This is a genomic window from Rhizobium sp. NLR8a (assembly GCF_019685235.1).
Lineage (GTDB): Bacteria > Pseudomonadota > Alphaproteobacteria > Rhizobiales > Rhizobiaceae > Rhizobium.
In genome coordinates this window covers 86,288-106,860 of the sequence record NZ_JABDWI010000016.1, presented here as the reverse complement: position 1 = coordinate 106,860, position 20,573 = coordinate 86,288, and the positions used below count along the sequence as shown (strand labels likewise).

Sequence of the window (20,573 nt, the reverse complement as noted above, 5' to 3'; positions counted from 1 at the left end):
CGGATCGCGCCGCACGATGACAAAGCTTCTCGATCGCACTTCAAACGTGTTTTCCGATCGGCACGGCTTTGCTATAGCAAGCTATTGCGGCCCATTGCCAAGTGAGCAAAGTGCATCCGGGCTTGCTGTTGCCGGAATACGACAGTGCAAAAAGCACGGGTTCTGCCCGCGTTCACGGCTTGACAGTGGTGGCAACCGTCCTTAGCGAGGCTGGAAAGCAACACCTCAGGGCTACCAAAGTGAACTATTTCAGGCAACTCGTGATTGCGGTACTTCATCCTGGAAACGGATCTGGAAGCGCGCTTGATCGAACCAACGGCATTGCGGTCTTTCTCTTTGCAATCCTGCCCGGACTTTCGCCGAACTTCAATTCCTTCATTCTCCTCGGGTCGATGCTATCGGGCCTCTATTGTCTGGCAAGAGCCCGCTGTCCTCTGAACCTGTCGAAGTCCGATCTGGTGGTTGCCATTTGCATGACGATTTACCCGGTGGTGATGATCGTCAGCATATTCGTCAATCCGCCTTTCTCGGAAGAACTGGATTGGATTTTCCGGCTCCTGCCGTTCTTTTCGATCTGGCTGATTTTGCCGCGTATGCGTCAATCTCCCGATGGCCGCCTTGTACCGCTCTTTATCCTCGCCGCCGGCCTCGGGATGATTGTTACTTTCCTTTTCAGCCTGCTTCAAGTCTTGTTCCTGATGCCCAGGGCGGAGGCGGGAACCTCGAACGCGGCGCTGCTCGGCGTTATCGGCGTGCTTTTCGGCGGCGTCGCGCTACTCAATATTCAATCTCCCAAAAGCATGGAGCAAAAGATCGCGATATTGGGGTATGCCGCGGGTCTCGGCTGCGCGCTGCTTTCCGGAACGCGCTCGGCCTGGCTGGTCATCCCCGTCCAGCTCGTCATCTTTCTCTGGTATTTTCCCAAAAACCGATTTCATATCAGTCTGCGCAGCCTCGCCATCACCGGCTCGGTATTGCTGCTGGGACTTCTCGCCCTGGGCAGCGACCAGGTTGTCTATCGCGTCCGTGAGCTCCAGGACAATCTGTCGTCGCTCGAAAGCACCAATGGTGATATCACCTCGCTGAGCGCGCGCGTTGCCCTCTACAAGGGCGCCCTATCCGCAATCACCAAGGATCCGCTGACCGGCTATGGCCCGCAGAACCGGATGGCTGCTGTCCTGGCAGAAGTCCCTGAGGGCCTAAGGCCGCAACTGCCCTATTCCCATGTCCATAACGGCTTTCTCACAGCGGGAATCGACGCCGGCCTTGTCGGCATCGCGGCGCTTTCACTGCTGCTGCTGACGCCCGTGATCGGTGCGTGGAAAAAGGAACCCGGCCCTGGCCGGGATCTAGCCATGGCGATCGCTCTTCTGCTCACCACCAGTTACATTATTACCGGCAGCTTCGGCATCATGTTCAACCAAAAGGCACTGGATCCGATCTTCGCCTATATGGTCGCTCTTATTTGCGCGGATCGGGGCAGTACACGCTATGCAGCTGTCGTTCGAAGCTAATTTCCTGCGCCTGAGGCTAGCGCGTTGATATCTTCTTGCGCCGGATTGGTTTCGGCGCCGGTGAACGCAAGATCTGAAACCTCACCCGTTGAGGAATAGCCGGAAACGAGTTCTGCCAAGGTCGCCCGTGCCGCGACCATGTCGTTTCGGTCCAAGGACGCATTGAGCGAGTTGAGCTTCTTCGAAAGTTCCGCCCAGAACAGGAAATCCTCGCGCGCCTTCATAATCCGCGGATGTTCAGTTGTCTCGGGGTTATCCCCGATCAACAGTTCTTCATAAAGCTTCTCGCCGGGCCTCAGGCCGGTAACGGCTAGCTCGATGTCCCCTTCTGGATTATCCACGTCCCGGACGGTCAATCCGGACAGTTCGACCATCTTGCGGGCGAGATCCGCAATGCGGACGGGCTCGCCCATATCGAGCAGGAAAACATCGCCACCCTCGGCCATGGCACCCGCTTGGATGACAAGTTGCGAGGCTTCCGAAATGGTCATGAAGTAGCGAGTTATTTTCGGATGCGTCAGGGTAACAGGGCCGCCATCCTTGATCTGCTGCCTGAACAGCGGCACGACGGATCCGGAGGAACCGAGAACATTTCCGAAGCGGACCATCGAGAAGTTTGTCCGCAGTCTATCAGCGTTCAGCTCTGCCGCGAGCGCCTGCAGCACCATCTCCGCCAGCCTCTTGCTGGCGCCCATCACATTTGTCGGGCGCACGGCTTTGTCGGTGCTGATCAGCACGAAATTCGAGACGCCGCATTTATTTGCCGCACGTGCGGTGATCAATGTCCCCATGACATTGTTCTTGATGCCTTCCACGGCATTGTGTTCGACGAGTGGCACATGCTTGTAAGCGGCGGCGTGATAAAGCGTCTGAGGCCGCCAGCTCTGCATGATATGTTCCATGCGATCCTGGTCGCGGACGGAACAAAGGATCGGCACGATCTGCAGGCTCTCATGCTTGTAAGCTTCGGCCAGCTTCAGCAATTCGGCATGAATATTATAAAGCGCAAACTCGTTCTGATCTATGAGGATGAGGCTCGAAGGCGCATTGCGCAGAATCTGGCGACATAACTCGCCGCCGATAGAGCCGCCGGCGCCCGTGACCATCACCACCTTGTTGCGCATTGCCTTGTCGAGCAGCTCTTGCCGCGGCGCAACCGCTTCCCTGCCCAGCAGGTCTTCGATCTCCAGCTCACGAATATCGGAAACGGCGACTCGTCCCTGAGCCAGCGCTGTGAGATCCGGCAATGTCCGGACGTTCACCCTGGCTTTACGGATATGCTCGAGAATTTCATTGCGACGCTGCCGCGATGCGGATGGAAGAGCAAGAAGCACGTTGTGCACGCCAAGTGCTTCAGCGAGCACCGGAAGATCCGACGGGTCATAGATCGGCAAACCGCCCATGATGCCGCCCTTAAGGCGCGGATCATCATCGAGGTAACCGACCACATTGAGTTCGGCGCTGCTCGTCAGAGCGCCGGCGAGTTGCCGTCCGGCATTTCCCGCCCCATAGATCAGCACCTTGGCGAGCGTATTCTGGTGAAGAATACGCTGATAGGTATCCCCGAGCCAATAACGGATCCCCAACCGTGACAGGCCGATCGCTATCAGCAGCAGGAAGGGCTGAAGAATGCCGACGGTTCTCGGAACGCCCGGGACGCTGAGCGCCGTAAAGATCGTCATGAAGGCGACGCCGTAGATAGCAATGGCCTTCAGAACGGCAATGAAAGCGGCCATGTTGGCGTAACGGAAGATCGCCCGATACATGCCCATGACGATGAAGATCGGAAGGGCCATGCACAGGGAAACCAAGACCGGCAACCACTGCACGCCGGTTAGCACCGTCCATTCGTTCAGGCGGAAGCAATAAGCCAGCCAGATCGTCAGAACGCAAAGGCCGGAATCCACCAGCAGGGCGAGCGCGCGTTTGGCAGCACGCGGCATGGCCAGCAAAGGGGCGACAAGCGCCTGCATCGGCACTAAGAACCATCCCGAGCGTGGCGTCTCAGTGGGGGTATTTTCAGGCATTGCTTCCCAGCGTCTCGCGGATCAAATAGACAACCACCTTCTTGTCATTTTCTACAACGAGCGCAACTGAAATAATCGGAAATCAAGGTGTTCCGCACCTCTTATCTATCAGAAGTAGGTAACTTAATGCTTTATTCCCCTACGGCGGATGACCTTCTCGGCCGTCAGAAACAGGATGCGCATGTCGAAGCCGATCGAGCGCCGCTCAAGATATTCGACATCGAATTTCACCTTCTCCGGAATTGGCAGTTCGTCCCGCCCGTTGATCTGCGCCCATCCGGTCAATCCGGGCAGGAGTTGGTCGACCCCATGGACCGTCCGCAATTCGATCAAATCATACTGGTTGTAGAGCGCCGGCCGCGGCCCGACGAAACTCATTTTGCCGCCCAGAATGCACCAGAGCTGCGGCAGTTCGTCGAGACTGGATTTGCGTAGAAACGACCCGATCGGCGTCAGAAACCGCTCGGGGTTTTCGAGTAGATGCGTCGCGACGGTCGGCGTGTCGACGCGCATGCTGCGGAATTTCGGCATCAGGAAGATCTGATTGAAACGCCCGATCCGTTTTGACCAGTAGAGGATCGGTCCTGGCGACGTGAGCCGGACACAAAGAGCGACAACAAGGATCGGAACGAGGAGGATGACCGAAGCCACCAAAGCCAGCAAAAAATCCACTGCCCGTTTCAAGCCCATCGCCGTACTTCTTCCATTGCCTCTTCAGCGGATTTTCGCCATACGCCACCGCGCCGTATCGTCAAAAAGGCATTTCACGTCAACTCCAACCGCATCGTTTCTCCAGAGAACGACAGCCGATCGTCGATCAGATCCTTTCCTCGCCTTGCCGATCAAAAATCTTGTAACCTCATGATCTTAAAGGAAGAAGAACTTAACGGGAAGTTATCTCCCCGTTTATTTCCGTCACCTTTCGTTAACCATAAGCCGACGCGGGCAAACCGCATGGCAATCTCATCCAGTCTTACCCCTGATTGGCGAATTGGTGCGGACAAGCGCCATCAGCATCGGTCCGATGGCAAATTCGCCTCTTTCGGCGCGGCGGGTCAGATCACGGAGGTAACCACCGGCGGAATTGATGTGCCCTGCCCTTTCAAGCACGCACGCTATGACGGTAGCCGCATTTTCAGGCCCCATGATCTCGCAGGCCTGTTCATAGGCCGAGGGGCTCACTCCGAGCATCGAGCGCACGACGACAGCTGCCGCCATCAGATCGCGCCATGTGCCCACCGAGCCCTGCGGTCCATAGGCAGTGATCTCTGGGCAGGCCTGCAGCACCAGGCCCAGCGGGAAGGATTTGAGCCCGCCGCCGGCAGTCGAAGCTGAGCTTGCAGCCGGCACGGGCCTGCCCTTCCCTTCATGTGTCGCTATTCTGGCCATCGGCTCGGCCCAACCTTCCGATTGGTCGTCTGCCGTTGCTCCCTGCTTCGTTTCGAAGTCTGGTTCAAGTTCAGTAATGCAGTGTGGATTTGAATTCTGTATGTGCCGCTCAGAATGTCGGGCATTGCCGCTTTGATTTGGAGCTTTGACCTGCATTTCCAACTGATTGGTGATTTCTTCGCGCAGCAGTTCCAGTTCGTCGAGCGCGGCGGCGATCTTCTCGAAGGATGGCGACCGCGGCAGCCGTTCGACGACGCCTCGAAAATGCAGGTGAACCCCGCTCCAATCACCAGAGGCCCCCTCTTCCACGGCCAACTCGATGAGCTTGGCGATGTCGCGCCGGCAAAGCGTCAGGCGCTCTTTGAGCCGCTGCAGTTGCAATCGCTCGGCTGCCACCTCCGCCGCCAGCCGCTCGATCTCGTCAGCGCGCACAAGCAGCGGCGCCAGCGAGAAGCCGAATGCCTCACGGATCTCCCCGCCCTGCTCCTTGCGGGCGTAACGCTTGCCGTTCGGGCTGTCCTTGCGGATCAGCAATCCGGCCTCGATCAGCGCCGCCAGATGGCGGCGGATCGTCTGCTCCGCCATTCCATGCGCGCGCAAAGAGAGCTGCGCATTCGAAGGAAAGACGACCAGGCCATTGTCCTCGGAGAGCTCTCCCTTGGGATAAAAGCTCAGCAAGGCGTTCAGGATAGAGAGCGCCCGATCGGTAATGCCGAGCAGCGGTCTGGCCTCGCACAGGGCGCGATAGAGTTTCCACTTGTCAATCGATCGGCCCGGCTCGATCCTTCGGGCAGCGGCCTGGTTTGCCAACATGCCAAACGTCATCGGCCGCCGCCCGAAGGGCGTCGTCACACTTCCGCTTTCCATTTTTTTCGCCTTCTTCAAGGCAAAAGATCACGGCTCACCAAATTCGGTGCCAAAGACTCTTGACTATGATTCGCGGAAATGTGATTCTCTGGGTGTCTAGATCAGAGAGGGCTTCCGCGGCGGCAACGTTCGGGGGCCTTTTCTTTTGCTTATTGATCTCCGTTCTTCGTCAAATCCTGTGTCTTCTCGAACGCCTCGTAGAGACGATCCAGATTGCTGGCGATGTAGGCGCCAAAGGCAGATGCCTTCTCCGCCTTCAGCGCGATGGTGAACTGTTTTCCATCATCCTTGATCTTCGCTTTGACGGCTCCGTCCTGGCGCTGCCAGGCGTGAGCCACGGGCTGAATTGCGGCGGCGGACGAAGCCTGTTGCTTCCTGCTGATGAAGGCGACGAGCATGTCGAAGCGGGCGTCCGGCTCCGCCGTCTCGAACTCCGCCGATCTGGTGAACGCAATCGCCCGGGCGGCAATGTTTTCCGTCTCGAATTTTACCGAAAGATCATGCCAGCGATCGCGACCGGTCGTCTTGGCTGCGCCGATCGCGGTCAGGACTTCGGCCGGAATCCGCTTCGTGACCGACAGCATCTTGGACACCGTCGTCTTGTCGGCGCTGAGTGCCGACATGATCGTTTCCCGATCGAAACCCAACGTATCGAGCTTGTCGGCAAACATCGTCCTCTCGATGAAGGAGAGATCGGCGCGCGCCGAATTCTCCTGGCCCTGCGCAATAACATGGTCGCGGTCGTCGAGTTTCTTGACCACCGCCCGAACAGGTCGGCCGAGCTCCTTTGCCGCCCGTGCGCGACGATGGCCAAAAGCGATCTGGTATCGCCCCTCCCTCTCGGGATGCGGGCGCACGAGGATCGGTGAATCCTGGCCGCGCAGGCGGATCGCCTCGACCAGTTCCCGGAACTGTTCGTCGGTATGCGCGAGCCGGTCGCTCACGAAGGAATCTTCGATCAGCGCCGGGTCGAGATCAATCACCGTCTCGCCGCTCGCCAGCTGCTCTTCGATCGCCTTGGCGGCATCGGCCTTGGCGGCCAAGGCATCGATGCTGCGGGTGACCGCCCCGAGTGCGCCAATCCCTTTATAGGTGATATGCTGCCTCTCGTCGCGATGGGCCGGCTCATCCTCATTGTTTACCGCGGTAAACTTCTTGGAATCATCCATCAGGCCCGACAGAAGATTTTTACGCGCCATCAGCCAGCTCCTTGCCCGGGTTTACCGCAGTAAACTTCCCGCTCATTTCCGGCCCCATGCCTTGTGAATGAGATCGACGATTTCCGTGTTGACCGCCTCCATCGCCTCCATGGCGCGGTCATAGGTCGCGCGGGTAAACTGACTTCGCTCGACCTCATACAGTGTCTGGTTTGTCATCGCCGCATCGGAGATCGCGACGCTGCGCAGCATCGGGTTGGTGAGCACATGGCTCTTGAACATCGAGCGCATGAAGGCGACCATCTGCGTCTGCGGCCCGTCCTGCGGGTCGTAGCGGGTCACGAGATAACGCAACCAGTCGAGGTTCATGTTGCCGCCGGCTCCCTTCAGGGTGTTCAGCACTTCGCCAAGCATTTGCAGGAACTGGCACATCGACATGACATCGAGCATCTGCGGATGAACGGTGATCAGCACCGCCGTCGCACCGCAAATGGCGCTCATGGTCAAAAAGCCGAGCTGCGGAGGGCAGTCGATGATGACGACGTCGTAATCGTCCGCGACCGAAGCGAGTGCCTCATCCAGCCGTGCGAAGAAAACGCGCCCATAATCACTCGCTTTACCCTGAGCGAGGACCCGCGGCGTATCGTGCTCGAATTCCATCAGTTCAAGATTGCCCGGCACAAGGTGAAGGTTCGGGAAGTTGGTTGGCCGGATAATGTCCCGCAGCGGACGCCGCTGATCGTCGTAGCGAATGGCGGCGTAGAGCGTCTCGTTTTCGTTGACGTCGAACTCCGGCTGAAAGCCGTGTATGGCGGAAAGAGACGCCTGCGGATCGAGATCGACGGCAAGGACGCGGTGACCGGTCAGGGCAAGATGCTGGGCAAGATGCGCGGCACTCGTCGTCTTGCCGCTGCCGCCCTTGAAGTTGACGACGGCGACGACCTGCAGATGTTCGTGGCCGCGGCGATGACGTATATAATGCGTTCCGGCCCGCGCATTGTGCTCGAGAAAGCCGCGCATCTCTTCCATCTGCTCCGCCGTATAGGATCGGCGGCCGGACGGCGTGACCTGGGGGAGGGCACCCTTGCCCTCGAGCGAGAGATTTCGAAGATAGCCGCTGGTCACGCCGAGAAACCGCGCCACCTCGGCGAGCTGAAATTCCCGCAGACCCTTCAGCGCGCGCGGAGGAAACATTTCGAGCCGATGCTGCTTCAGCTTGTCGGAGAGTTCCTGCGCCTGACCGATGATCAGCTGATCGACATCGGAAATTGCTTTGTCTATTTGCGGTGCCATATTCATGGAAATCTCGAAAATGCGATTTAAAAGCTCTACGCGCTGAGAAACCGCATTTAGCGCCGATTCTGGAGGAGTGGCAAGGCAAATAGGGTTAACAAGACCCTATCAAAAGGTTGTCCAATCTTTTTCAAGCGGTTGCGCAGGCCGCGCCTGTCGCTGGCCGGTGCAATCGCACGTTCACGGGCCGAATCGGACGAGGTCGGCTGGAAACACCGGCATGATAATCCAAATCGCAATGTCGGGTGGGCAAAGCGCTTTGCGGCATGTCCGCAGCGGCAAGCCACCGGTTCGTCGGCATAGAGCACGGCGCGGCGGTAAGGTGCCGGGCTCTGGCCGATCAGCCGCAACTTCCCAGATCACGCGAGGCTGAGCTCGCAGGAGAATTGCCCGCCGGCCCGTTACTCGAGAGGCGGACGGGTGATATTCGCTATCGACGGCAAAGCCGGGCCGCTTTCCGCCTGCGCCATCGCTTTCACCAATGCGATGATCGTTTCACGGATATCGGGATCGGCAATCTTCAGAAAGGCCCGATTAAGCACCAGCCCTTCCTTCGTCCGCAGGAATTCAGCGACGGGGTCGGCGCGGTCCGGCAGATCCAGCCCTTGCAGGCTCAATGGCTGTGACTCGTTCTGCTGGAAGAAGAAGCTCGGTGAGGTGTGAAGCACTTCGGCGATTCGCTGCAAGCGGCTCGCACCAATGCGGTTGATGCCCTTCTCGTATTTCTGAACCTGCTGAAAAGTCACGCCGATCTGCTCGGCAAGCCGCTCCTGGCTCATTCCAAGCAGCTGCCGGCGTGTTCTGATGCGCGCTCCGACGTAGCTGTCTATGGCATTCGGTGTCTTGACATTCATCGCGTGTTTTCAGCCTCGATCGGATTTCAATCGGCGCAGCTGTAGTACCCCTGCCAGCAGTTTTCCACGGTTGTTTTCATGTAGTATAGCATATCTGCGATGATCACGGCTGACTGTGATATGAAAACCCCCATCCGGCAAACGCCAGCGACGCAGGAACCGATCGGCGGTGGGGAAAATCAGACAAAAGCCGTACCGATCCTGGCCAAACCGGGCTGGTGATCGTTGGCCGACCTGCGTTAAGTATCTTTCAGCGACCGTCGCTTGATAGTCTTGCCAGCCCCGATCGCCCAAAATCCATCGAAAACGACGGCACTGATCGTGCCTGTGCAGGAGGATGTTGATGGCAAGCGTTGCCGAGCGCGCACCCCGTTTCGAAAAGACAACGATGTCCATTCTGATGGCTGTCAGCTTCTGCCATATGCTGAACGACATCATGCAGTCGCTGCTCGCCTCGCTCTATCCACTGTTCAAGGCAAATTACGATCTCGATTTTGTCCAGATCGGCCTGCTGACCATGACGTTCCAGGTCACGGCGTCTCTGCTGCAGCCGGCGGTCGGCATCGTCACCGATCGCTGGCCGATGCCCTATTCGCTGCCGGTCGGCATGGCGAGCACTTTTTGCGGACTCATTCTGCTCGGCAATGCCGGCAATTTCGCGCTGCTGCTGGTCGCGGCAAGCCTGATCGGGTTTGGCTCGGCCGTCTTCCATCCGGAATCCTCGCGTGTTGCCCGTCTTGCCTCCGGCGGCCGCCACGGTTTCGCGCAGTCCTTTTTCCAGGTCGGTGGCAATGCCGGCCAGGCGATCGGTCCGCTGCTCGCCGCCTTCATCGTGCTGCCGCTCGGGCAGCACAGCGTCTCCTGGTTTGCCGCCATCGCGATGATCGGCATGATCGTGCTGAGTTGGGTAGGCAGCTGGTATATGAGCCACAGGCGACAAAACGCCAGCAAACCGGCCGCGAGTCGAACTCTGCCGTTATCGCAGAGCCGGGTCGTCCGGGCGCTGCTGATCCTCGTGTTGCTGACGGCGACGAAGAATGTCTACATGGCGAGCGTGTCGAGCTACTTCACCTTCTATGTCATCGACAGGTTCGAACTCAGCGTGCAGCAGGCGCAGCTGATGCTGTTCCTGTTCCTCGGTTCGGTCGCCGTCGGCACTTTCCTCGGCGGGCCGATCGGCGATCGCTTCGGTGCCCGTTTCGTCATCTGGTTTTCGATCCTCGGCGTCATTCCTTTCGCATTGCTGCTGCCCTATGCCGATCTTTTCTGGACAGGCGTGCTCAGCATCGTCATTGGCCTGGTCTTCGCGTCGGCCTTTTCAGCGATCGTCGTCTTCGCGCAGGAACTGGTGCCCGGCCGCGTCGGGCTGATTGCCGGCGTTTTCTTTGGCTTTGCATTCGGGGCAGGGGGGTTAGGGGCTGCGCTGCTCGGCGATTTTGCTGACACTCACGGCATCGCCTTCGTCTACCGCATCTGCTCCTACCTGCCGCTGCTCGGCCTGCTGACGATCTTCCTGCCGCGCATTCCGAAGCAGAAGCCGGCCTGAGGCCATCCGGGACGTCACGATTGCCGTATCGGAGCGGGTCTGAGAAGTCCGTCGTCCCTTTGGCCGCCGTGGTTGCAAACGGCGGCCACAGGCGACGTTTTCCTTTTTTAGGGGATGCTCACAAGCCGCAATTAATCCATAAATTTGATGGAAAATTTATCCTGCCGGTGTTGATGACGGGGCAAGAGTTTTTCCGACCTTTCCTCCACATCAGACTTTCTTGCTTCGCCCGCGACCCAGCCATTTGCCATGATCGACCGGCTCGGGGCGTTCGGCCTCATTCAGTCAGACGGGATATAAAATGACCAAGAACAAAAATCTTCACGGCCTCCACCTTTCGCGCCGCGCGGCTCTTGCGGCCGTCGCTGTTTCCGCGGCTGCACTTTTTACCCTTGCGGCACCCGCACTTTCCTTTGCCGAGGACAAGTCGATCAAGGTCGGCATCATGGCCGGCGAGGATGAGGATGTATGGCGCGTGGTGACCAGCGAGGCGGCCAAGAAGGGCCTGACGATCGAGACCATCACCTTCAACGACTATACTCAGCCGAACGAAGCGCTGGAGCGCGGCGAAATCGACGCCAATGCCTTCCAGCACCGACCCTATCTCGACAACCAGATCCAGCAGCACGGCTATCACATCGTCCCCGTCGGCTATACCGGCGTCTGGCCGATCGGTCTCTATAGCAAGAAGCACAAGGCCGTCGCTGAGATCCCCGAAGGCGCCGTCATCGGCGTGCCGAACGATCCCTCGAACGAAGGTCGGGCGCTGCGAGTTCTTCAGAATGAAGGCCTGATCAAGCTGAAGGACGGCACCGGCATTCTTGCGACCGTTGCTGACGTCAGCGACAATCCGAAGAAGATCGAGATCAAGGAGCTCGATGCCGGCATCGTCGGCCGTTCGATCGACGATCTCGATGCCGGCGTCGTCAATACCGACTGGGCGCTGAAAAGCGGTCTTTCTCCGGCCGAGCGCATCGCGCAGGAGCCGACCGCCGATAACCCGTACCGCAACTTCATCGCCGTCAAGGAAGAGAACAAGAATGCGGACTGGGTCAAGACGCTGGTGTCGTCCTACCAGAACGACACCGTCAAGGCCGAGTTCGACAAGGTCTATAAAGGGACCGGTCTCAGCGCCTATTGATCCGAGAGAAGGCCGGGGTTAAGGCCTGCCTAAAGGCGGTTCGGGCATTCCCCGCTCGGACCGCCTTCGGCGTTTGCAAGGAAAAGCACATGAATTCGTTTGTTTCCACCACTGCGGTCGCGGCGCAGCCGCAGACGACGGTGACCGAAGAGGTGGTGAGGCTGATCGATGTGAAGCGGCGGTTCGGCACCACGCCGGCGCTCGACGGTATTTCGCTGAGCGTAAAGAGGGGCGAGATCCTCGGCATCATCGGCCGCAGCGGCGCCGGCAAGTCGACGCTGATCCGCTGCCTGAACGGGTTGGAGCGCGCCGACAGCGGCGAGATCCGCATCGAGGGCCGCGATATCACCCGACTTCAGGAGCAGGAGCTGCAGCCGCTGCGCCGCCGCATCGGCATGATCTTTCAGCACTTCAACCTGCTGTCCGCCAAAACGGTCGAGGACAATGTCGCGCTGCCGCTGAAGATCGAGGGTGTTGCCAAGGCCGAACGCGTGAAGCGAGCCCACGAACTGCTCGAGCTCGTCGGGCTTGCCGACAAGGCGCAAGCCTATCCCGCATCACTCTCCGGCGGCCAGAAACAACGCGTCGGCATCGCTCGGGCCCTGGCAGCACGCCCGGCACTGCTGCTGTCGGACGAGGCGACATCGGCCCTCGACCCGGAGACAACACGATCGATTCTGGCGCTGCTCAGGGATATCAACCGTAAGCTCGGACTGACCATTCTGCTGATCACCCATGAGATGGAAGTGGTGCGCGGCATTGCCGATCGCGTCGCGGTCATCGATGCCGGGCGGATCGTCGAGGAGGGCCAGGTCTGGTCGGTTTTCGCCAATCCGCAGACTGACATCACCAGGAGCTTGCTGGGCGGCATCCGCCCGCAACTTCCCGATCACATTCTCGGCCGGCTGTCGGCGAAGACAGGCAGCGAAGTGATCCTCAGTGTTGATCTCGCCGGGCCGCAAGCGCAAGGGGCGCTGTTTGCGGAACTCTCGGCGATGCTGCCGCATTCCTTCCGCCTCGTCCATGGCGGCATCGACCATATCCAGAACCAGCCGGTGGCGCGGTTCTTCATCGCCGTCCCCGCGCGCGACCCCGCGCTCGCCGGAAAGGTCGAACAATTCCTGACAGCCCGGTCTGCCCGGGTGGAGGTGCTTGGTTATGACACCGATCATGCTTGAACTGCTTCTTCGCTCGCTTTGGGAGACGGTCCTGATGACTGTCGCCTCGGGGGTGATTTCGCTCTTCGCCGGGCTGCCGCTCGGCCTTGCCCTCGTCGTCACGGCGCGCGGCGGCATCGCCGAAAATCTCTGGATCAATCGCATGCTCGGCGCCGTCATCAACGGCTTCCGCTCGGTGCCATTCATCATCCTGCTGGTGGCGCTGATCCCGCTGACGCGGCTGATCGTCGGCACCGCGCTCGGCACCGGAGCGGCCATCGTGCCGCTCGCCATCGCCGCGACACCTTATTATGCGCGCATCGCCGAAGTATCGTTGCGGGAGGTCGACCGCGGGCTGATCGATGCCGTCCGCGCCATGGGCGGCAATCGCTGGACCATCATCCGCGAGGTGCTGGTGCCTGAAGCGCTGCCTGGCATCGTCGCCGGTTTCACCGTCACGCTGGTGACGCTGATCGGCGCCTCGGCCATGGCAGGCGCGATCGGCGCCGGCGGCCTCGGCGACCTTGCCATTCGCTATGGCTATCAGCGCTTCGAAACCAATGTCATGATCGCAGTGGTCGCCGTCCTCGTCATCCTCGTCTGCGGCATCCAGTGGCTCGGCGACCGACTGGTCGCCAAGCTCGACCACAGATAGGTCAAAACCGCAGGCGTGCGGCTGCTTTAATTGTCCTAAGGCCGTATCGCATCAGCCACCTGTGAAGTGATAAGGTGGCGATGAAGCAGCCGGAGGAACGCATGACGAAGAAGACGCTGTCGGATTGGGCGGAGCTTGCGCAGAAGGAACTGCGCGCCTCACCCGAGACACTGACCTGGCAGACGCCGGAAGGCATCGCTGTCAAGCCGCTTTATACCGCCGAGGATCTCGAAGGCGCCGCGCATCTCGGCTCGCTGCCCGGTTTTGCACCCTTTACCCGCGGACCGCGCGCGACGATGTATGCCGGCCGGCCATGGACGATCCGCCAATATGCCGGCTTCTCCACAGCCGAGGAATCGAACGCCTTTTATCGCCGCAATCTCGCAGCCGGCCAGAAGGGCCTGTCGGTCGCCTTCGATCTTGCCACCCATCGCGGTTATGACAGCGACCATCCTCGCGTCGAGGGCGATGTCGGCAAGGCGGGCGTCGCGATCGACAGCGTCGAGGATATGAAAATCCTGTTCGACGGTATTCCGCTTGGCGACATGTCGGTTTCAATGACCATGAACGGCGCCGTCATTCCGATCCTCGCTTCCTTCATCGTCGCCGGCGAAGAGCAGGGCGTGCCGAGGGCCGAGCTGTCGGGGACCATCCAGAACGACATCCTCAAGGAGTTCATGGTCCGCAACACCTATATCTATCCGCCCGAACCTTCGATGCGGATCGTTGCCGACATCATCGACTATACGGCAAGGGAGATGCCGAAATTCAATTCGATCTCGATCTCCGGCTATCACATGCAGGAGGCCGGCGCGACACTGGTCCAGGAGCTTGCCTTCACGCTGGCCGACGGCCGCGAATATGTCAGGGCGGCGATCGCCAAGGGTCTCAACGTCGATGATTTTGCCGGAAGACTCTCCTTCTTCTTTGCGGTCGGCATGAATTTTTTCATGGAGGCGGCAAAGCTGCGCGCCGCCCGGCTGCTCTGGACCCGTATCATGGAGGAGTTCCAGCCGAAGAAGGCATCCTCGCTGATGCTTCGCACCCATTGTCAGACCTCCGGCGTCTCATTGCAGGAGCAGGATCCCTACAACAACATCATTCGCACCGCTTTCGAGGCGATGTCGGCCGTGCTTGGCGGCACGCAGTCGCTGCACACCAATTCCTTCGACGAGGCGATCGCGCTGCCGACGGAATTCTCCGCCCGCATCGCCCGCAACACCCAGCTGATCCTCCAGCATGAAACCGGCGTGACCAAGGTGGTCGATCCGCTGGCCGGCTCATATTATGTCGAGAGCCTGACGAAGGAACTTGCCGACAAGGCCTGGGCGCTGATCGAGGAGGTGGAAGCGCTCGGCGGCATGACGAAGGCTGTCAACGAAGGTCTGCCAAAGCGGCTGATCGAGGAAGCAGCGGCGCGCCGCCAGGCGGCCGTCGACAAGGGCGAGGAGGTCATCGTCGGCGTCAATCGCTACAGGCTCGACAACGAACAGCCGATCGACATTTTGGAAATCGACAACAGCGCGGTGCGCACCGCGCAGATCTGCCGCATCGAGGAGACGAAGCGGCGGCGTGACAGCAGCGCCGTGCGCGAAACGCTGGCCGCCCTGGCAGAAACCGCACGCAGCGGCAAAGGCAATTTGCTGGCCGCCGCCATCGAGGCGGCACGGGCCCGCGCCACTGTCGGCGAGATATCGGATGCGATGCGCGCCGCCTTTGGCGATCACGCCGCGACACCTGATGTCATCAAGGGCGTCTATGGCGAGGCCTATGACAACGAGCCGGAACTTGCCGTCCTGAGGGAGCGTATGGCAGAGGTGACGGAAGCGATGGGATACCGGCCGAAAATCATGGTCGCCAAGCTCGGTCAGGACGGGCACGACCGGGGCGCCAAGGTAATCGCCTCGGCCTTCGGCGATATCGGCTTCGACGTGCTCGCCGGTCCACTGTTTCAGACGCCTGACGAGGCTGTCGAGTTGGCGCTTGATCGCAAGGTCAATGTCGTCGGTGTCTCGTCGCTCGCCGCAGGCCACAGGACGCTGCTGCCGCAGTTGGTCGACAGGCTCAGGGAAAAGGGCGGTGACGATATCATCGTCGTCTGCGGCGGCGTCATTCCGCGGCAGGACTATGAATTCCTCCACGAACACGGCGTTGCGGCCGTGTTCGGCCCAGGCACGAACGTTCTGGAAGCGGCGAACTCCGTTCTCGACCTGCTAGAGGGCAAACGGCGAAACCAGTAATTCATAAAATCTGCGCAGCCGGAGGCAAACCGCTGCGCACTTTGCTTAGAGTAACCCGCGCGTCGCAAGGTTGCGCATCAGCGCCGATATGCCGAACGTCCAGGGCGGGCATTCAGTGGAGAGGCGCACGGTATTGACGAGCGCGCCGAGCCCGGCCGACGAAATCTCGACGACATCGCCGATCTTGTGCGTGAAGCCTTGCTTCGGCGCGTCACGGTCCTGCGTCGGCGCAAACAACGTGCCGAGGAAGAGCATGAAACCATCGGGGTATTGATGATGAGGGCCAAGCGTCTGTTTGACGAGATCGGTCGGGTCGCGGCTGATCTGCGACATCGAACTCTTGCCATGCAGCACGAAGCCATCCTGCCCGGTTACCTTTAGATCGAGTTCGGCCTTGCGTACCTCGTCGAGCCCGTAACCGGCATCGAACAGCCGGACGAACGGACCGATCGAGCAGGAGGCATTGTTGTCCTTGGCCTTGCCGAGCAAGAGGGCCGAGCGGCCTTCGACATCGCGAAGATTGACGTCATTGCCGAGCGTCGCACCCTTGATCTCGCCGCGGCTGTTGACCGCGAGCACGATTTCCGGCTCCGGATTGTTCCAGGTCGAGATCGGATGCAGGCCGACATCGGCACCCCAACCGACGGAAGAGAGCACCGGTGCCTTGGTGAAGACCTCGGCATCGGGACCGATGCCGACTTCGAGATATTGCGACCACATGCCTTCGTCGATCAGCGCCTGCTTGACCTTGGCGGCCTCGGGCGAACCGGCCTTGAGATTGGTGAGACTGCCGCCGATCAGCGCGCTGACGCGCTCGCGGATCGAAGCGGCGCGATCGGGATTGCCGGCCGCCTTCTCCTCAATGACGCGCTCGATCATCGACTGGGCAAAGGTGACGCCGCAGGCCTTGACCGCCTGCAGGTCGGCGGGCGCAAGCAGGCAGGGCCGTCCAGCATCCGGTTTTCCGGTGCTGTTGGCGGCAATCTCCTCCAGCGAACCGATCGCCTTGCCATTTGCGGCTCGGACGAAGCCCGCAGCATCCTGCGTCTCGAAGAGGGCGCTCAGTGTCGGCGCCTCGTGCGAGGTGATGTCGACGAGCATCCCGTCGCGAAGGGTCACGATGCTCGGGCCGGCAACTTCGGGATTCCAGACGCGGCCAACAAAAATTCCGCCGGAAACGGCAGCATCGAGAAGGGGATGAGTCATGGTGATCCTCCGTCACAGGCAAGCGGCGAGCGCTCTTGAAAGAATTCCGAGATCATTGCCGCCCTCCATCCCGGCGGCGGCCGAAATCGATCACATTCGGCCGAATGGAGCAAGATAGGCGGGGGAAAAAGACTTTTGCCGGATTGGATCGAAAAGAGGAACTGCCTGCATCCATTCGAACGAAGGCCACAAATAACTATTTAGATACATAATAGTCGTTATTTTACAAACATTTAGATATGAGCACCAACGATTTCATCCCGCAACTCGCCTTGACAGCAGCCCGCTTTCGTTATCTGTTTTGGCCGAGATGGAGGACGCCGGCATCAGCCGGCCGCACGAAAATCCCGGGAGGATATTGCAGCGATGTTGAGATTTGCCGTCGTCGGAATCGACCATGGGCATACGTTCGATCACGTGAAGGGACTGCTCGCCGCAGGCGGCGAGTTCGTCGGCTATTGCCCGCAGACCTCCGTGCCGGCGTTGCGGGAAGCCTTTGAGAAGACCTATCCCGATGCACCGCAGATCGACCGAGAGAAACTGTTCGACGATCCGTCGATCGACGTCATCTGCATTTCCGCCATTCCGCGCGACCGGGCCGGGCTTGCCATCCGCGCGATGAAAGCGGGCAAGGATGTGATGATCGACAAGCCTGGTGTGACGACCTTTGCCCAGCTCGAAGAGGTCAAGCGCACCGTTGCCGAGACCGGCAAAATCTTCTCCATCTGCTTTTCCGAGCGCCATTGCGTGCGCTCCGCCGTCAAGGCCGGCAAGCTGGTAAAGGAAGGCGCGATCGGCAAGGTCATTCAGACGCTTGGCGTCGGTCCGCACCGGCTGCAGCTGCCGACACGTCCCGACTGGTTCTTCGAGCCCGAAGCCTTCGGTGGCATTATCGTCGACATCGCCTCGCACCAAGTCGATCAATTCCTGTTCTATACCGGCTCGACCTCGGGCGAAGTCATCGCCAGCTCGATCGGCAACTTCGGCATGCCCGATAAACCCGCCTTCCAGGATTTCGGCGAGGTGCTGCTGCGCTCCGACAGGGCGGCGGGCTACGTTCGCGTCGATTGGTTCACGCCGGAGGCGCTGCCGACCTGGGGCGACGGCCGTCTTACCATCCTGGGCACAGAGGGTTATATCGAGCTTCGCAAATATATCGATATTGCCGGCCGGCCGGGCAAGGATCACCTCTTCCTCGTCAATGGCAAGGAAATGACCCATATCGATTGCAGCGGTGAGAAGCTCGACTATTTCGACGCGTTCACTGCCGATGTCGCGAACCGCACGCAGACGGCGATGACGCAGGATCACGTTTTCGAAGTCTGCCGCCTTTCGCTCGAAGCCCAGACGAAGGCCGCGCGCATCGGCGCCCGCTGAGGAGGATATCATGGCCAGAAAATTACGCGTCGGCGTCATCGGCGCAGGCATCGCCGCGCGGCACCTGACCGGCTTCGGCTGGAACAAGGATCTCTTCGAGGTTCCCGTCCTTTGCTCGCTGGACGAGGATCGCGGCCGGGCGCTGTGCGACGAATTCGGCATTCGGGAATATACGCAGGATGCGGATTCGCTGTTTGCCCGGGACGATCTCGACATCATCGACATTTCGACGCCGCCGAGTTCGCATTTCGAGCTCTGCCGCAAAGGCATTGTGTCAGGCAAGCATGTGATCTGCGAAAAGCCGCTCTTCGGCTCGATTGCCGAGGTCGACGAGATGGGCCGCATCCTCACCAGCTTCCCCGGCCGGAAGCTGATGCCGATCTTTCAGTATCGCTACGGCTCCGGCCTGCAGAAGTTGAAACTGTTGATCGAGAAGGGCCTCGCCGGCAAGCCGTTCCTGACGACGATCGAGACCCATTGGTGGCGCGGTCCGGATTATTATGCCGTGCCGTGGCGCGGCAAATGGGCGAGTGAACTCGGCGGCGGCCTTCTCGGCCACGCGATCCACGCCCACGACATGCTGAACTACGTGCACGGCCCTTGCGCCGAGGTGTTTTCCTATGGCGCGACGCTGGTCAATCCGATCGAGGTCGAGGATACGGCCGCTCTTTCGGTGAAGATGCAGAACGGTTCGCTGGCGACGCTGTCGATGACGCTCGGCTCACGCAAGGAAATCTCGCGGCTGCGTTTCTGCTTCAGCGATCTCGTCGCCGAAAGCATCCTCGAACCCTATACGATGGGCCGCGATCCCTGGGTCTTTACCGCCGGAACCGAAGAACACCAGGCGCGGGTCGATGCGGCGCTCGCCGCCTATGTGCCGGGCGAAGATGGTTATACCCGCCAGTTCGAGCTCTTCCACAAGGCGATCGTCGAGGACACGGAACCGCCGGTGACGTTGCAGGATGCCCGCAATTCGCTGGAGCTGGTGACGGCTGCCTATTTCTCCCAGCGCACCGGCCAGCCGACGCCGATGCCGATCGCCGCCGATCATCCGCTCTATCGCTCCTGGCTTCCGGAAGAACAGCGCGCGGCTGGCAGCCGCTGAATGATCAAGCGGAGGATGCCGGGCGGCGCTTGGCATTCTCCCTGACGGGCGATGAGGCGGAGCGTGCGTTAATTGCGGAAGGCGCCGGCGGGCATCGTCGTCACCAGCCGGATGTCGCGGCGGAAATCGGACGGCGACATGCCGGCGATGTGGCGGAAGGATTTGTTGAAGGCGCTGATCGAGCCGAAGCCGCTGTCCATCGCCACCTGCAGAACGTTGGCACCTTCGCTCATCAGCATCGCCTGGGCGCGCGACAGCCTGAGCAGCGTCACATATTTGCTGAGCGTCATGCCGGTCGATCGCTTGAAAAGGTTCATCGCATATTTCGGATGCAGATCGGCGGCGCGGGCGATATCGACCGAATCGATGTCCTGCAGAAAATTGGCGGCGATGAAATCACACATGCGCGCGACGCTGCGCGAGGAGTTGGGTTGCGGCTGATCGCCTTCCAGGCTGACGGCCGTTTTCGATGTCGTCATCGAATAGGGTTCGAGCGCGATGCGCTCGATGCGCAGCAGCAGTTCGTCGACTGCGTGCTGGGCCTTGGCGGAATCGCCAGACTTGGAATAGCGAGACCAGCGGGCGAAGTTCTCGTTGTCGGCGGCATCGGTTGCCGAAGTCAACAGCGTCTCGCCCTTCATTAGCCGGCTGGAAATGCTGATCGGCAGACGCAGCCGGAAGAAATAGATGAGCGGCAGATGGGCGCCGGCATAGAGCGAATCATCCGAGGATTCGTCCATCTGATGCGGCTGCCCGCCCCAGAACAGGCACATTTGACCGGCGCTCAGCCGGAATTCGTGGTCGCTCATCCGATAATGAACAGTGCCGCGCATGACGTAATTGACCTCGACCTGCGCATGCCAGTGCGGCATGGCCATGACGAGCGGATGGGCATGAAACATCTGCAGCGCCGTCGGCGAACCCTCGATGCTGCTTGCGCCGGGCTGATAGATTGCAGCCGTGCCGACCTTACTTTCCGCCAAATCCATATTCCCTTTTTAGGAGACAGCCGCTCCCTTGCGGATAGTCTAACCGCGTTCGTGAA

General features: G+C 60.1%; 16 protein-coding genes. 8 read left to right on the top strand and 8 right to left on the bottom strand.

The features are described from left to right. Positions 1-239 precede the first annotated feature (239 nt). On the top strand, positions 240-1,514 hold the full coding sequence (locus tag HJC04_RS27185) for an O-antigen ligase (protein WP_210633804.1): 1,275 nt from the start codon (positions 240-242) through the stop codon (positions 1,512-1,514). Here the strand turns inward: HJC04_RS27185 and HJC04_RS27180 are convergent. From HJC04_RS27180 to HJC04_RS27155, 6 genes are all read right to left on the bottom strand, one after another. Continuing rightward, positions 1,511-3,541, bottom strand: coding sequence for a nucleoside-diphosphate sugar epimerase/dehydratase (locus HJC04_RS27180; RefSeq protein WP_221147540.1), 2,031 nt, complete (start codon positions 3,539-3,541; stop codon positions 1,511-1,513). The genes HJC04_RS27185 and HJC04_RS27180 overlap by 4 nt on opposite strands. 123 nt (positions 3,542-3,664) lie before the next feature. Continuing rightward, entirely contained in the window at positions 3,665-4,231 is a 567-nt protein-coding gene (locus HJC04_RS27175) for a sugar transferase (protein WP_221147539.1), read from the bottom strand. Between the two features lie 273 nt (positions 4,232-4,504). Then, entirely contained in the window at positions 4,505-5,797 is a 1,293-nt protein-coding gene (repC, locus tag HJC04_RS27170) for a plasmid replication protein RepC (protein WP_221147538.1), read from the bottom strand. 149 nt (positions 5,798-5,946) lie between these two features. Continuing rightward, the gene (gene repB / locus HJC04_RS27165) at positions 5,947-6,996 is read right to left on the bottom strand and encodes a plasmid partitioning protein RepB (RefSeq protein ID WP_210633661.1); all 1,050 of its coding nucleotides are present in this window, start codon (positions 6,994-6,996) and stop codon (positions 5,947-5,949) included. Between the two features lie 42 nt (positions 6,997-7,038). After that, the gene (repA, locus tag HJC04_RS27160) at positions 7,039-8,253 is read right to left on the bottom strand and encodes a plasmid partitioning protein RepA (protein WP_210633659.1); all 1,215 of its coding nucleotides are present in this window, start codon (positions 8,251-8,253) and stop codon (positions 7,039-7,041) included. 395 nt (positions 8,254-8,648) lie between these two features. Beyond that, entirely contained in the window at positions 8,649-9,101 is a 453-nt protein-coding gene (locus tag HJC04_RS27155; RefSeq protein WP_221147537.1) for a helix-turn-helix domain-containing protein, read from the bottom strand. A 343-nt stretch (positions 9,102-9,444) separates the two neighbouring features. Between HJC04_RS27155 and HJC04_RS27150 the strand changes: the two genes are divergently transcribed. The 5 genes from HJC04_RS27150 (at position 9,445) to scpA (ending at position 15,840) form a co-directional block, all read left to right on the top strand. Then, a complete protein-coding gene (locus tag HJC04_RS27150; protein WP_210633656.1) occupies positions 9,445-10,647 on the top strand; it encodes an MFS transporter in 1,203 nt (400 codons plus the stop codon). A 301-nt stretch (positions 10,648-10,948) separates the two neighbouring features. After that, on the top strand, positions 10,949-11,788 hold the full coding sequence (locus tag HJC04_RS27145; protein ID WP_221147536.1) for a MetQ/NlpA family lipoprotein: 840 nt from the start codon (positions 10,949-10,951) through the stop codon (positions 11,786-11,788). Positions 11,789-11,877: 89 nt separating this feature from the next. Then, the gene (locus HJC04_RS27140; protein WP_221147535.1) at positions 11,878-12,966 is read left to right on the top strand and encodes a methionine ABC transporter ATP-binding protein; all 1,089 of its coding nucleotides are present in this window, start codon (positions 11,878-11,880) and stop codon (positions 12,964-12,966) included. Continuing rightward, positions 12,947-13,600 carry a methionine ABC transporter permease gene (locus HJC04_RS27135; RefSeq protein ID WP_210633650.1) on the top strand — a complete coding sequence of 218 codons (654 nt, stop codon included), beginning with the start codon at positions 12,947-12,949 and terminating at the stop codon, positions 13,598-13,600. Before HJC04_RS27140 ends, HJC04_RS27135 begins: the two co-directional genes overlap by 20 nt. A gap of 101 nt (positions 13,601-13,701) precedes the next feature. Continuing rightward, entirely contained in the window at positions 13,702-15,840 is a 2,139-nt protein-coding gene (gene scpA, locus HJC04_RS27130; RefSeq protein ID WP_221147534.1) for a methylmalonyl-CoA mutase, read from the top strand. Positions 15,841-15,885: 45 nt separating this feature from the next. On the opposite strand, the gene HJC04_RS27125 is transcribed toward scpA, so the two are convergent. Beyond that, a complete protein-coding gene (locus HJC04_RS27125; protein WP_210633647.1) occupies positions 15,886-17,046 on the bottom strand; it encodes a fumarylacetoacetate hydrolase family protein in 1,161 nt (386 codons plus the stop codon). 366 nt (positions 17,047-17,412) lie between these two features. Here HJC04_RS27125 and HJC04_RS27120 point away from each other — a divergent pair, with 366 nt between their 5' ends. After that, positions 17,413-18,423 (top strand): Gfo/Idh/MocA family protein, encoded by a 1,011-nt coding sequence (locus HJC04_RS27120; protein WP_221147533.1) that lies wholly within the window; start codon positions 17,413-17,415, stop codon positions 18,421-18,423. Between the two features lie 10 nt (positions 18,424-18,433). After that, a complete protein-coding gene (locus HJC04_RS27115; protein ID WP_210633644.1) occupies positions 18,434-19,528 on the top strand; it encodes a Gfo/Idh/MocA family protein in 1,095 nt (364 codons plus the stop codon). A gap of 68 nt (positions 19,529-19,596) precedes the next feature. Here the strand turns inward: HJC04_RS27115 and HJC04_RS27110 are convergent, their stop codons facing one another. Next, entirely contained in the window at positions 19,597-20,517 is a 921-nt protein-coding gene (locus HJC04_RS27110; RefSeq protein ID WP_210633642.1) for a helix-turn-helix domain-containing protein, read from the bottom strand. Positions 20,518-20,573: the final 56 nt, after the last annotated feature.